We start from the raw sequence: 13,023 nt of genomic DNA, 5'->3' as shown, positions 1-13,023 counted from the left end.
AGGGAAACCGATGCGAAGAATCCTGGCTCTGGCCGCGGCGATCCTGCTGATCACTCCCGCCGCACCGGCGTCGGCGGCGACGAAGGTGATCGTGCTGCCCGGCGCCACGTCCGCCGAAGGGATCACCGCGGCCGGTGGCGGTGACTACTACACCGGCGACCTCGTCGCCGGCACGATCTTCCGCGAAAACCTCGGACGCGGCACGGCCAAGCGCTTCATCGAGGCGCCGCCCGGCACCACGGCGGCCGGGGTGGATCTCGACCGGCGACACGACCTGCTGTTCGTCGCCGGCGGGAACGGCGGCAAGGCCTACGTCTACAACGTCCGCACCAAGGCGAAGGTCGCGGACTTCACCTTCGGCGACCCGCGGACGTCCTACGTCAACGACGTGGCGGTGACGCCGCAGGGCGCGTGGTTCACCGACTCCTATCACCCACAGCTGTTCTTCGTGCCGGTGATCGACGGCGTGCCCGGGTCGCCGCGCACCCTGCCGCTGAGCGGGCCGGGCGCGGGCGGCGCACCGGGCGACTTCTTCATGAACGACATCATCGCCACGCCGTCCGGCGACACCCTGCTCGTCGCCGCCACCACACCCGGCAAGGTCTACACGATCAACCCGGGCTCCGGGGTCAGCAAGGAGATCGCCGGCGTGACCGCACCCAGCGTGGTCAGCCTCGTGCTCGAAGGACACCGGCTCTGGGCGGTGCAGCTCGACGACAAGATCACCCGGTGGTGCCTCGACGGCGGCCTCGGCCACGGCCGGCCCGACGGGACGATCACCGATCCCCTTTTCGACCAGCCGGTGTCGGCGGCGAAGGTCGGCAACCGGCTGGCGGTGGTCAACTCCCACATCTACAGCGGCTACCCGCCCACCAGCCCGACCTACGAAGTCCTGCTCGTCGGGGCGTGAGGGACGTCAAGCGGCTCCGTCGACGTTGCCCGCCGGGACCGCCAGGTCGCCGATGCCGCCGTCGGCGGGGTACGGGTGATCGGGGCAGCAGAGCCAGCCGGTCGTGAACGTCTCCTTCACCTCGACGAGCACGGGCCGGAACGTCGCCGGGTCGACGGCGCAGCTGTGCCGCACCACCTCGTCGAAGAACCATTCGGAGGTGACCACCACGAGCACCCCGGGCGACGCGCGCAGGGCCTGCTTGACCGGGCGCGCCTCGAGCAGCCGGAACGCCTTGTTGATCGCCGGTGCGGTGACGCCTCGATCGTCGAAGGCGACTTCGCCGGCGTGCAGGGCCATCCTCAGCCGGATGCGCTCCTCCGCCGGGTGGCTCTTGTTGTGCTGCCGCAGGGCGTCGGCCAAGGCGTACGGCAGCGCCTCGACCAGCGGGCCCTTCGGAACCTGGGCGGGCACGAGGATGAACGCGCCGTCCCCGCAGTCCTCCACCCGGCAGTCCGCCAGCGCGACGCCCGTGTCGTCGAACGCCCGGCGCAAAGCCCGGTTCAAGCCCTCCCGCAGGGCGAGCCGGTGGGGCGTCGTGCGCCACGCCTGTCCGTACTCCTCGACGTCCACGACGACCACCGTCCGGTGGACAGCCGGGCGCGTGCGCCTCATCCGTTCCCCTGCCGTAGGCCGGGCGAGGTCGTCAGACACGGGACCACGAGGTGATCAGCCCGGTCAGGCGGGACACGGCGGTGCTCTTCGCGTGCGGCGCCTGGGGTTCGGTGGCGCGCAACGCAAACCTCAGCGCCGGAGTCCGCACGAGCAGCCGCAGCGCGTGCCAGAGCTGGGCACGCCGGGACAGGTTCTCGGTCTGCGCCAGGTCGTCGAGCTCGCTGACGTATTCGTCGAGGTAGCGCTGGCGTTCCTCCCACGGCAGGAGGAGGACCGCGAAATTCGCCACCCGCCGCGACACCCACAGCGGCGAGCGGCGCGCCGGTGCCTCGCGCTCGGACGAGCGCGCGCAGACCTCGGCCAGAGCCGCGACGGCTGCCGCGGAGTCGTCGAGGGCGTGCGCCACGGTCACGAGAACAGCCGACGCGGGCCCCTGGTCGAGGTCGAGCAGACCGCCCAGTTCCAGCGTCCTCCCGAAGGCGACGGCGGACTCCTGGGCGCGGCCGAGACTCCGTTCGGCGCCTGCCGCGAGTTCGGCGGCTCGCGGGCCGTCGACGGCGGCGTGGACGTCGACTCCGTCCAGCAGCGCTCGCTCACGATCGATGTTGCGCACCAGCTGGTGCACCCGCTCCTGCAGCCGGCGGCGCGCGGTTCCCCGGAAGTCGATGTTGAGCGCCTGGGCTCGGCTCAGGATGACGTCCAGTTCTCCGGCCAGATCGCGGTCCTGCGCCAACGCGCGGGCGACGACGCGGAGGTGGTCGGCGCTGCTCATGAGGCACCGTCGGCCAGGTGCGGCCGCAGGCGGCCGAGTCCCTGCGCGGATGCCTCGGCTCGCAGCAGGGCCGCGTGCACGAGCCCCATCGCGGCCGGGTCGATGCGGTAGTACCGGCGCCGGGGCCGGCCCTCTTCGCGCGTGTCGACCGTTTCCCACCGGCTGGACAACCAGCCGATGCGCTCCAGCCGGGCCAGGATCGGATGGATCGTGCCGCTGGGCAGCCCCGACTCGCCACAGATCTGCAATCCGTACAGCTCCCTCGCCGGATCGGCCATCAGCACCCGCAGGACCAGCTGCGTCGGCAGCGTCATCCTGGGCTCCCGGGAACGACTCATGGTTGAACTCTACCTAGCCCCTAAGTAGAGATCAACCCTGGTGGTGCGCACGGCCCGCCGGCCGCCGGACCGCTGGTAAGGTCCGGACGGACTTCGAGGGGGCGATCGATGGCCGGCCAGGGGTTTCGCGACGAGCTGACCCAGTTGCTGCAGGCGCGCTACCCGCTGCTGGTCGTCGAGACGCACGAAGAGCAGCGGGTGCTGCGGGAGATCCGCGCGGTCGCGGAGGACCAGCAGCGCCTTCGCACGCCGCGGCGCGTGTACGTCTGGTCGTCGACCACCGGGCTGGCGCCCGCGGGCGGTCCGCCGATCAGCGAGACCCGCACCGCGGCCGCCGCGCTCGAACGGATCTACGGCTGGGGTGAGCCCGCCGTGTTCGTCTTCGCCGACCTGCACCCGTCGCTGGTCTCCGAAGGCGGGCACCGGCCCGATCCCGACGTCGTCCGCCGGCTGCGCGAGCTCGCCGCCGCGTTCAAGACCCGGCCCGTGCCGCTGAGCCTCATCCTCGTGTCGCCGTCGCTGCCCGTGCCGCCGGAGCTGGAGCACGACGCCACCGTCGTCGACTTCCCGCTGCCCGACCAGCGCCAGATCGGCGAGCTGCTGGACGGCATGGTCGCCGCGCACCGGCAGAACGTCCGGATCAGCATCGACCGCGACGACCGGGACATGATCGTCGCCGCCGCGCGCGGCCTCACGCTGCCCGAGGCCGAGAACGCGTTCGCCAGGGCGCTCGTCGAAGGCGGCGGGCTCGACCCCAGCGACCTCGAGCTGATCCTCGCCGAGAAGCGCCAGGCCGTCCGGCGGTCCGGGATGCTCGACATCGTGCCAGCGGAGACGAGCTTCGACGCCGTCGGCGGCCTCGACCGGCTCAAGCGGTGGCTCACCAAGCGCACCGGCACCTGGACACCCGCCGCGTCGGCGTACAACCTCGCCGCGCCGAAAGGCCTGCTGCTCACCGGCGTTCCCGGCTGCGGCAAGAGCCTGTCCGCGGTGTGCGTCGCGAACATGTGGCGGCTGCCGCTGCTGCGGCTGGACCTGGGCCGCGTCTTCGCCGGCCTGGTCGGGTCCAGCGAGAAGAACATCCGCACGGTCATCCGCACCGCGGAAGGCATCGCGCCCTGCGTGCTGTGGGTCGACGAGATCGAGAAGGGCCTGGCCGGCGCGGGCGGCGGTGGTGACGGCGGCACCGCGCGGCGCGTGTTCGGCACGTTCCTGTCGTGGATGCAGGAGAAGTCCGCGCCGGTGTTCGTGATGGCCACGGCGAACCAGGTCGATTCGCTGCCGCCGGAGTTCCTCCGCAAGGGCCGCTTCGACGAGATCTTCTTCGTCGACCTGCCGTCGGGGCCCGAGCGCGCCGCGATCTGGCGGATCCACCTGCGCAAGCGCGTCACCGACGCGTTCGTGGCGAGCGAGCTGCGCCTCGACGACGCGCTGTTCGCCGAGCTCTCCGACGTCAGCGCGGGCTACAGCGGCGCCGAGATCGAGCAGGCCGTGCTGGCCGGCCTGGTCGACGCGTTCGCCGAGAAGCGGCCGCTGCGCCGCGACGACCTCGTGCGCGCGGTGAAGTCGACCGTGCCGCTGTCGGTGACCCAGGCCGACGAAATCCTGGCCATCCGGAACTGGGCGGAGACCCGGGCCGTCGCAGCGACGGACACGTCCGGCGAAGTGGTCTCCGAGCCGGTACCCCAGCCGGAGTCCCCGAGGGGAAGGACGATCGACGTATGACGCACCGCGTGACCGTCACCATCGGCAAGGACGGCTCGATCAGCGCCGAAACGCACGGCGTGACCGGGTCCAAGTGCCTCGACTACATCCCGCTGCTCGAGGACCTGCTCGGCGCGGAGACCGAGACTTCGGAGTTCACCGAGGACTACCGGCGCACGTCGGCTTCGGCGGAAAACACCGCATCGCAGCAGCAGTCGCAATGGAACTCCTGAACCTCCACCGGATCGTCGACGTCACCGCGGCCGAAGGCCCCGGCGTGCGGTGCGCGGTGTGGACGCAGGGGTGTTCGGTGCGCTGCCCCGGCTGCTTCAACCCGCAGACGTGGACGACCCGCGGCGGTTTCCGCTTGGCGTGGCAGGACCTGGTGTCCCGGGTGCTGGCGATCGACGGCATCGAAGGCGTCACGCTGCTGGGCGGCGAGCCGTTCGACCAGCCGGCGCCGCTGGGCGAGTTCGCCGCCGCGGTGCGCTCGGCGGGGCTTTCGGTGATGACGTTCACCGGGCACGTCCTGGAGGACCTGCCGCCGTCGAAGCTGCTGGAGTCGACGGACCTGCTGGTGGACGGGCCGTTCCTGGCCGACCGGCCGGAGCCCTCGCGGCCGTGGGCCGGCTCGGCGAACCAGCGGTTCCACTTCCTGACCGGCCGTTACGACGAATCGATCTTCACCACCCCGAACCGCCTGGAACTGACGATCTCGCCCGAAGGCGCGATCGAGCTGAACGGGTTCGCCACCACCGAAGTGCTGGAAGCGCTGCTCGAAAGGGATCCTCGATGAGTGTCACGCTCAAGCTGCGCAGCGAGGCGCTGGCCCAGCTCAACGCCGCGACGATCGCCGCGCACACGCAGGCCGGAGTGGTCACCGTGCGGACCCGGATGCGCCACCGCGACCTCCTTTCCCGCGCGCTCACCGGACTGCGGGCCCAGGTGACCGACGACGGCAATTCCGTCGTCGCCGCGTGGGAAGGCCGCCGGATCACCTTCGTCTACGGCGCCGAGGGCGTTCAGCTGGCGCACGTCGACGGCCCCGGCCTGGCCGAAGCCGAAGCCCAGCGGCTGGTGCTGTCGGTCGACGAGGCGTACGCGGCGGAGGTGCAGCGCTCGGTGCTCGCGCGGCTGAAGGAGCGCGCGGCGCGGTCCGGCATGGTCATCGAGTCCGAGCGCGTCAACGCCGACCAGTCGATCAGCGTCACCCTGGCCGCCACGTCGTGACCGAGGTCAGGGTCGGGCTGGTCGAGTTCGGCAAGGCGCTCCACGATTCGGTCACCGTTCCCGGCCTCGGGGAGCTGCCCGGCGGGCAGGTCAGCGTCGGACGCGCGGTCCGCGGCGCCCGCGCGCGGCTGCTGCGGCGCGACCGCGTCCTGGCCGACAACCTGCGCCTCGGGATCATGGTGCGGAAGAAGTTCTTCTCCAGCGAGGTCGAACCGGTGACCGACGCCGGGTTCGTCAAGGACGTCTACGTCGCGGCCGGGTGGGCCGGCCTCGGGAAGGGCGACTCGCTGGAGCTGTACACCGACGACCAGGTCGGTCCCGACCTGAGCCGGCAGGACTCGGTTTCCCAGGTCGTCGCGCCGGGCTACGACCAGCTGACCGGGTTCCACCTCCGGGTGGCCGTCCGGGACGGTGTCCTGCGGTTCGGTGCGTTGACCACGCTGTCACGCGGCGGCCAGCCGATGCGGGTGCTGGGCCTGTTCGGTCCCGGACCGGTTCCGGAGCTGCCGGCCGGGCAGCAGGGCACGGTGCTGCTGGGCTTCCAGTGCGACGCGCCGCCCATGGCGGGCGACACGCTGACCGCGTTCCACGAGCCTTCGCACGACCACCTGGAGCGACGCGAGGGCGTCGCCGTCGTGCACGGGGTGAGCGACCTGGCCGGCGGTTCGGTGGTCGCGGCGGTCGAGGTGCCGGAGGAGCGGCCTCCGCTGTTCACCGTCGGCACGCGAGCGCGGGTGCTGCGGCCGGTCGGGACGACGTTCAACGAGCGGAGCACGGTCGTGGCCACGGACCTGCGGATCCTGTCGCTGGCGACCGGCGGGGTCGCGGCGCCGACGAACGGCGGCGCGCGGACGTTCACGGTCGGGCTGGCCTACCGCGATCTGCGGCAGAACGACACGATCGAGGCGTACGTGCCCGCGGACGCCGTCGCGCTGGCTCCCCCGCCTCCGCCGGCTCCGCCCGCGGTGTCGTTGGTGGACGTCAACTCGGCTTCCGGGCCGGAACTGGCGCGGGTGCTTTCGCCGGAGCAGGTGACCAAGGCGCTGGAACTGCGGCAACGGCAGGGCGGGTTCCCGGACGTGGAGGCGTTCGGCGTCGCGATCGGGTTGCAGCCACACGAAATCGTCCGCTTGCGCAAACAGGCGACGGCCGGCCGGGTGACATTCCGCGAGACGGGTGTGCGGCAGCTCGACATCTGAGCGCGGGGTGGCCGTTCCGCTACGCTCGGGGACGTGCCGGAGGAATTCTCACTGGGCCTGGCTGAGGTCGACACGGCGGTCCGGCGTACCGGTCTCCCGGCGAACTGGCACCCGTTCGAGATCCGCAGCCCCGGCCGCACGCTGGTGGAGAACGAGCGCATCGCGGGGGCGTCGTGGGAGTCGATGCGGGCGCGCGGCCTGGCGGGTCCGGACAAGCTGGACATCGAGGTCGAGCAGACGCTGCGGGCGTGGACCCAGCCGGACGTGCTGATCATCGTCCGCGCGGCGGAGGAGGGCCGCCAGGTGTTCTACCGCGCGGCGATCGGCCACGGGCTCGGGGTGTTTTCGGAGCTGGCGGGCGAAGAGATCCTGTTCGCGCAGACCCGCCCGGACCGGCTGGTCGACCTGGTGGTGGGCATGCTCCCGGCGTACCGCCCGGTCCCCCTGGCCGAGCTGACGTTCATCGAGCCGGGCACCCGCCGCGACACCGACGCGGCGACGGAGTTCTCGTCGTGGCCCCTGCACCGCTACGGGACGTTCGAGCTGTCGGTCCGCGCCTCGGGGGCGCTGAAGCCGGCGGGAACGGTGACGTTCGTGGACAACGAGGGCGGCAGGTTCCTGATGTTCAGCGAGTCGCTACCGGGCAACGAGACCCGGGTGACATTCACCCCATCGGATGGTTCCCACCTGCGGACGTGGCTACTGGAGCGTGGCCGGAACCACTGACGTCGGCGGTTCGTCACTAGTACAGTGCGAGAGGGCCACGCAGGGTGGCGGACGACGGCTGGGAGGGCGTCATGGGCGGTTCGCAGTTCGGCGCACCGGGGTCGTTCACACCCCCGCCTGCCGCCGGCGATGCCGGGTCGAACTTCATCTCCGGGTTGCTCACCGAGCCGGTGGGTTCGGAGTCCGCGCAGCAGGCCAGTGAAGCCGGCAGCCGCCTGAAGACCCTCGCCGAAGGTGGTCAGTTCGCTGTGAACGAAGAAGGCTTCCAGGCGTACCTGAAGGCCTGCGACTTCTTCCTGGACGGCTGCGACCGGATGATCGTCGATCTTCGGATCCTGGCGGAGAAAGCCCGGATGGGCGGTAGCGACTACGCCAAAGCTGTCGCTGTCTTCAACGTGAAGGTCGCCGAGGGTGAAGGCGACTCACTGCTTCCCAACCTCATCAAGATGCGTGACGGCGTCCGGCAAGCACGCGAAGCCATGGTGATCGCGCGCAAGAACTATCGTGAAACCGAGGACGCACACAGCATGACTTTCTCCCAGTTGAACAAGGGGCTGTAGGGCGCAGTGACCACACGACGCGTTTCGATCGCGTTGGCGATCCTGGCCTTCGCCCTCAGCCTCACCGCCTGTACCGACCAGGTCGGTGGTCAGGCGACCCCCAGCTCGTCTCCGGCAGGAACGTCGGCGCCGACCAGTACCGGGAGTGTCGATCCCGACAATCCTTTCGCGGGCTTGAACCCGTGCACCATCCTCGATCAAGCGCTCGAAGGGTTGAATTTCCCCAAGGCTGTTCCTACGGTCGCGGACGCCAAGGAAAGCTGCCGCGCCTCCAAGCCCTCGACTGTGAGCGGCCAAGGCGCCGACGTCGCGGTTTCGCTTCAGCCGGGGCTGGGGTACCGCGACAACGTCGGCAACCCGAGTCAGGCGAGCGAGGGCAACGTCAACGGCCGGCCCGCGGTCGAAGAACGTGAACCGCTGAACGTGGCGGGCCAGTGCGGGGTGTGGCTGGAGGTCAAACCGAGTTCTCGCGCTCAGGTACTCGTTGCTTCCGGTGGGGACACCCAGGCCTCTTGCAAGCTGGTCGAAGAAGTCGCTCCGAAGGTAGAGACACAGCTGCCCAAGACCAACTGAGACGGAGTTCTGCCATGAGTCAGCCGCACCGGGCGCAGCATCGCCAGTCCGAGGGCGACTACTACGCGGCCACCGCACAGAAGCTCGACGGCAACAGCAACGCCCAGCAACTGAGTCAAAAGGCAGCGTCGGACTACTCCGTCGCTCAAGGGAAAGTCCTTCAAGAGGGGCAGACCCTGCGCGGGGACTCCCCGACCCCCGGAGACAACTACGCGAACAGGCCGCACGAAGCGCTGTACGACATGGTCCACAAAGACCTCGACATCGAGGGGATCAACGAGCGCAGCCACGTGACGAACGTTTACGGCAACTGGCTGGCCGATGCTTCGAACCAGTTCCGCGACGCCGCCACCGCTGCCGGAGGCTCCTGGCAGGGCCCCGCCGCCGAGCAGGCGAACGGCTTCTTCCAAACGACTGCTGGGCACACCGAGCAGACCGGCAATGCCATGCAGCTCATGTCGAACCACTACTCCCAGCAGTCCGCGGCTGCCCACTACGCCAAGACCAACATGCCCGAGCCCACCGGCTTCGACCAGCAAGCCGAGCTCGACAAGGCCAAACAGCAGTACAACTCCGGCAACCTCATCGGCATGAGCAGCACCATGGCCGGCATCCAGGTCAAACAGCAGCAAGCCGACGCCGCGCACCAGCAAGCCGTTCAGGTCCTGCAGAACCTCGACGGCACCTACCACGAAACCGCCAGCTCCCAGCCCACCTACGCCCCGCCCCCGCAGCTCGGGAACGGCGACTCCACCTCCGTCTCCGGCTTCCACGGCACCAGCAGCACCAGCTTCACCGGAACACCGGCGATCGGCGGCACGACCACCGGACCCGGCGGGACCGGCGGCACCTTCGTCCCCGGCGGCACCACCCCGCCCGGCGTCACACCCCCGGGCACCACCCCGCCGCCGAACTTCGTGCAGCCGGGTGTCACCAGTGGCGCCGGGAACACCTTCACCGGTGGCAACACGAACTTCCGCACCGGTCCCGCCGCCGGCGGCTTCCCGCGCATGACTCCCGACGGCCTCGCCATGCCCGGCACCACCGCGGGCAGCACCAACGCCGGCGGGGACACCGTCCGCGGCAAGTCCGGTGCCGGCCGCGCCGGGAGCGGGTTCGCCGGCTCCCGAGTCTCCGGGGGCGGCCTCACCGGTGGCCCGAAAGAACCAGCCGAAGGCGGGAAGACCGGCGGGAAAGCGCCCGGCGAACGGCTTGAACGCGGAGCCACCGCCGCCGCGGCCGCCAAGGGCAAAGGCTCGAGCGCGGGTGCGGCCGGTGCCGGTGCCGGCAAGAAGAAGGAAGACGACAAGGAACACAAGAACAAGTACGCCGTCGACGAGGACGTCTTCGACCTCAAGCCCGAACGCGGTCCCGATGGCGAAAAGATCGTCAAGCCCACCATCGGGGAGTCGTAGGGGACAACCCCGGATTCTCCCGGATAAATGATCACCACGCCGAGGTCGCGGGCTACATTGGGAGCATGCGCTTCTTCGTCGTCGACGCCTTCACCGACCGGGCCTTCGCCGGGAACTCCGCCGGGGTCGTCCTCCTCGACGAGCCCGCCGACCCCGCCTGGATGCAGGCCGTCGCCACCGAAATGAAGCACGCCGAGACCGCCTTCGTCGTCACCACGGACGAAGGCCCCAAGTCGCTCCGGTGGTTCACCCCGGCCGTCGAGGTCGCGCTGTGCGGGCACGCCACCGTCGCCGTCACCCACGTCCTCGGCGGCGAACAGACCTACACCACCAAGAGCGGCGAACTGCGCGCCAAGGCGAAAGACGGCTGGGTCGAGCTGGACTTCCCCTCCGACCCGCCGGCCCCGACCGACGACGACCTGTCGGAAATCCTCCCCGGGGTCGAAATCGAGTACGTCGGACGCGGTGTCGAGAACCTCTTCGCCGTCGTCAAAGACGCTGAAACGGTCAAAAACCTCGAACCCGACCTCGGCAAGCTCAAGAACACCTGGACCGGACGGCTGCTGGTCACCGCGCGGGGCGATGACTACGTCAGCCGCTTCTTCGCCCCCGGCGTCGGCATCGACGAAGACCCCGTCACCGGCTCGGCGCACTGCATCCTGTCGCCGTACTGGTCCGAGAAACTCCGGAACAAGGAACTGACCGGCCACCAGATCTCCGCCCGCGGCGGGGTCGTCCGGACGCGCCAGGACGGCGACCGCGTTCACCTCGCCGGCCAAGCCGTCACCATCGCGAGTGGGGAGCTGCACGTCTGATGCGCACACTGCTGAACATCATCTGGCTCGTCCTGTGCGGCTTCTGGATGGCGCTGGGCTACCTGGTCGCCGGCGTGATCTGCTGCATCCTGATCGTCACCATCCCGTTCGGGCTGGCGTCGTTCCGGATCGCGAACTACGCGCTGTGGCCGTTCGGCCGCACGGTCGTCGACCGCCGCGACGCCGGCACCGCGTCCTTCCTCGGCAACGTCATCTGGTTCATCTTCGCCGGGCTCTGGCTGGCGATCGGGCACATCTTCACGGGCATCGCCCTGTGCATCACGATCATCGGCATCCCGCTGGGCGTGGCGAACTTCAAGATGATCCCGGTGTCCCTGATGCCGCTCGGCAAGGAGATCGTCGAGATCCCCTAGGACTCCGGCTCGTACGGCAGCCGCACCACCAGGCACGGCCCGCCGACGAACAATCCGCCGTCGACGCCGAGCGCCTTGCCGCCCGCGTACAGGAACGGTCCCTCGATCTGCGTCGGGTGGATGCCCAGCTGGTCGGCGATCACGCTGTGCCCGTGCACGATCCGGGTCCCGCCGAGCGCGTCCATCAGCTTCTGGGCGTTCTCCTCGCCGTCCGGGCCGCGGAACGCGTACCGCGTGGTCATCCGGCGCCAGACGTCCCACCACGCCTCGATGTCCGAGCCGGCCAGGATGTCGGCCGCCGTCTCGTTGATCTCCGCGACCGTGGACCCCCAGTCCAGGTACTCCAGCGTGTCCGAGTGCAGGAGCAGGTGGTCGGCGGCCAGCGCCGCCAGCGGACGCCGCGAAAGCCACTCGATGTGCTCGGGCGTCAGCCGGTCCTGGTCCGACAGGAGACCGCCGTTGATCTCCCAGCTGCGGGCGAAGCTGCGCGGGCCGAAGTCGGACGGCACCGGCTCGTCGCCGAAGTGGTACATCCCCAGCGCCAGGATCTCGTGGTTGCCCAGCAGCGTCTGGACCTGGCCGCCGGCTTCGGCCGCCTGCTCCTCGAGCCGCATGACCAGGTCGATCGCGCCGACGCCGTCCGGGCCGCGGTCGACGAAGTCGCCGAGGAACCACAACTCGTCGTCTTCCCCCGACCAGTTGTCCTCGTCGTCGACCAGGCCCTCGGCTCTCAGCGCTTCGACCAGCTCGTCCCGGTGACCGTGGACGTCGCCGACCACGTACGTCGACTTGCTCATCCGGTGACGATAAGCCCTTCGCCCGCCATGCCGGTGGTCAGCCTTCGCCGAACGGGTCCAGGGTCCGCCCGATCAGGTCAGCGACCGAGTCGATCACCAGTGTGGGCCGATACGGATAGCGTTCGGCCGACTCCCGGGTGGATATGCCGGTCAGCACCAGGATCGTCTGCAGACCGGCCTCGATGCCGGAGTGCACGTCCGTGTCCATCCGGTCGCCGATCATCAGCGTCGACTCCGAATGGGCACCCAATCGGCGCAACGCCGAACGCATCATCAGCGGGTTCGGCTTGCCGACGTAGTACGGCGAGCGGCCGGTGGCCTTCTCGATCAGCGCCGCGACGGACCCGGTCGCCGGCATCGAGCCCTCGACGCTCGGGCCGGTCGCGTCCGGGTTGGTCGCGATGAACTTCGCGCCGCCCTCGATGAGCCGGATCGCGCGGGTGATCGCGCTGAAGCTGTACGTGCGGGTCTCGCCGAGCACGACGTAGTCCGGGTCGCGCTCGGTCAGGACGTAACCGACCTCGTGCAGCGCCGTCGTGAGGCCCGCTTCGCCGATGACGTACGCCGAGCCGTTCGGCCGCTGCGAGGAGAGGAACTTCGCGGTCGCCAGCGCCGAGGTCCAGATCGACTCCTCCGGGATGTCGAGCCCGGTGCGCTCCAGCCGGGCCCGCAGGTCGCGCGGGGTGTAGATCGAGTTGTTCGTCAGCACCAGGAAGTCGATGCCGTTCGACTTCAGCTCGGCGAGGAACTCGTCGGCCCCGGGGACGAGGTGCTCCTCCTTGACCAGGACGCCGTCCATGTCGGAGAGATACGTCCACCGGCGTTCGTTCATGCGCGGAACCTATCACGCGCGCGAGACACCTGCGGGCAGGCGCGAAAACGGCTACAGTGGGAATTGCCGGTACCGCGAGGGGAGTCGCGTTTCCGGCCACCGAGGGGGTTCGGGGGAATACTTT

At 70.0% G+C, this 13,023-nt stretch carries 17 protein-coding genes; 12 read left to right on the top strand and 5 right to left on the bottom strand.

All coding sequences use genetic code 11. The features are described from left to right. Positions 1–10: 10 nt before the first annotated feature. The gene (locus tag ACWEVP_RS31400) at positions 11–910 is read left to right on the top strand and encodes a hypothetical protein (protein ID WP_452066168.1); all 900 of its coding nucleotides are present in this window, start codon (positions 11–13) and stop codon (positions 908–910) included. Between the two features lie 6 nt (positions 911–916). On the opposite strand, the gene ACWEVP_RS31395 is transcribed toward ACWEVP_RS31400, so the two are convergent. Genes ACWEVP_RS31395 through ACWEVP_RS31385 form a run of 3 tightly spaced genes read right to left on the bottom strand, consistent with a single transcriptional unit; the run spans position 917 to position 2,674 of the window. Further along, complete coding sequence (locus ACWEVP_RS31395) at positions 917–1,564, bottom strand: hypothetical protein (protein WP_452066167.1); 648 nt, start codon at positions 1,562–1,564, stop codon at positions 917–919. A 31-nt stretch (positions 1,565–1,595) separates the two neighbouring features. Further along, positions 1,596–2,336 carry a hypothetical protein gene (locus ACWEVP_RS31390; RefSeq protein ID WP_452066166.1) on the bottom strand — a complete coding sequence of 247 codons (741 nt, stop codon included), beginning with the start codon at positions 2,334–2,336 and terminating at the stop codon, positions 1,596–1,598. Beyond that, positions 2,333–2,674 (bottom strand): PadR family transcriptional regulator, encoded by a 342-nt coding sequence (locus ACWEVP_RS31385; RefSeq protein WP_452066165.1) that lies wholly within the window; start codon positions 2,672–2,674, stop codon positions 2,333–2,335. The genes ACWEVP_RS31390 and ACWEVP_RS31385 overlap by 4 nt, the downstream gene beginning before the upstream one ends. A 108-nt stretch (positions 2,675–2,782) precedes the next feature. Here ACWEVP_RS31385 and ACWEVP_RS31380 point away from each other — a divergent pair, with 108 nt between their 5' ends. The 11 genes from ACWEVP_RS31380 (at position 2,783) to ACWEVP_RS31330 (ending at position 11,270) form a co-directional block, all read left to right on the top strand. Continuing rightward, a complete protein-coding gene (locus ACWEVP_RS31380; protein WP_452066164.1) occupies positions 2,783–4,399 on the top strand; it encodes an AAA family ATPase in 1,617 nt (538 codons plus the stop codon). After that, entirely contained in the window at positions 4,396–4,611 is a 216-nt protein-coding gene (locus ACWEVP_RS31375) for a DUF2997 domain-containing protein (RefSeq protein WP_257920890.1), read from the top strand. The genes ACWEVP_RS31380 and ACWEVP_RS31375 overlap by 4 nt, the downstream gene beginning before the upstream one ends. Beyond that, positions 4,599–5,174 (top strand): 4Fe-4S single cluster domain-containing protein, encoded by a 576-nt coding sequence (locus tag ACWEVP_RS31370; protein WP_452066163.1) that lies wholly within the window; start codon positions 4,599–4,601, stop codon positions 5,172–5,174. The genes ACWEVP_RS31375 and ACWEVP_RS31370 overlap by 13 nt, the downstream gene beginning before the upstream one ends. Continuing rightward, positions 5,171–5,608 carry a hypothetical protein gene (locus tag ACWEVP_RS31365; RefSeq protein WP_452066162.1) on the top strand — a complete coding sequence of 146 codons (438 nt, stop codon included), beginning with the start codon at positions 5,171–5,173 and terminating at the stop codon, positions 5,606–5,608. The genes ACWEVP_RS31370 and ACWEVP_RS31365 overlap by 4 nt, the downstream gene beginning before the upstream one ends. Next, positions 5,605–6,807, top strand: coding sequence for a hypothetical protein (locus ACWEVP_RS31360; RefSeq protein WP_452066161.1), 1,203 nt, complete (start codon positions 5,605–5,607; stop codon positions 6,805–6,807). Before ACWEVP_RS31365 ends, ACWEVP_RS31360 begins: the two co-directional genes overlap by 4 nt. Positions 6,808–6,840: 33 nt before the next feature. Then, the gene (locus ACWEVP_RS31355) at positions 6,841–7,533 is read left to right on the top strand and encodes an ESX secretion-associated protein EspG (protein ID WP_452066160.1); all 693 of its coding nucleotides are present in this window, start codon (positions 6,841–6,843) and stop codon (positions 7,531–7,533) included. A gap of 44 nt (positions 7,534–7,577) precedes the next feature. Further along, entirely contained in the window at positions 7,578–8,093 is a 516-nt protein-coding gene (locus tag ACWEVP_RS31350) for a hypothetical protein (RefSeq protein ID WP_452066159.1), read from the top strand. Between the two features lie 6 nt (positions 8,094–8,099). Continuing rightward, positions 8,100–8,666 carry a DUF3558 family protein gene (locus ACWEVP_RS31345; RefSeq protein ID WP_452066158.1) on the top strand — a complete coding sequence of 189 codons (567 nt, stop codon included), beginning with the start codon at positions 8,100–8,102 and terminating at the stop codon, positions 8,664–8,666. Between the two features lie 14 nt (positions 8,667–8,680). Further along, a complete protein-coding gene (locus ACWEVP_RS31340) occupies positions 8,681–10,081 on the top strand; it encodes a hypothetical protein (protein ID WP_452066157.1) in 1,401 nt (466 codons plus the stop codon). Between the two features lie 65 nt (positions 10,082–10,146). Then, positions 10,147–10,896, top strand: a complete 750-nt coding sequence (locus tag ACWEVP_RS31335; protein ID WP_452066156.1) for a PhzF family phenazine biosynthesis protein — start codon at positions 10,147–10,149, stop codon at positions 10,894–10,896. Further along, entirely contained in the window at positions 10,896–11,270 is a 375-nt protein-coding gene (locus ACWEVP_RS31330) for a YccF domain-containing protein (RefSeq protein WP_452066155.1), read from the top strand. Before ACWEVP_RS31335 ends, ACWEVP_RS31330 begins: the two co-directional genes overlap by 1 nt. On the opposite strand, the gene ACWEVP_RS31325 is transcribed toward ACWEVP_RS31330, so the two are convergent. After that, entirely contained in the window at positions 11,267–12,067 is an 801-nt protein-coding gene (locus ACWEVP_RS31325; protein ID WP_452066154.1) for a metallophosphoesterase, read from the bottom strand. The genes ACWEVP_RS31330 and ACWEVP_RS31325 overlap by 4 nt on opposite strands. Positions 12,068–12,104: 37 nt before the next feature. Beyond that, positions 12,105–12,899: an HAD-IIA family hydrolase gene (locus tag ACWEVP_RS31320; RefSeq protein ID WP_452066153.1), complete on the bottom strand. Its 795-nt coding sequence runs from the start codon at positions 12,897–12,899 to the stop codon at positions 12,105–12,107. Between the last annotated feature and the right edge of the window lie 124 nt (positions 12,900–13,023).

Source organism: Amycolatopsis sp. NPDC003865 (genome assembly GCF_053605345.1).
The sequence above is the reverse complement of the archived record's forward strand: the minus strand, read 5'-3'. Positions and strand labels throughout refer to the sequence as shown.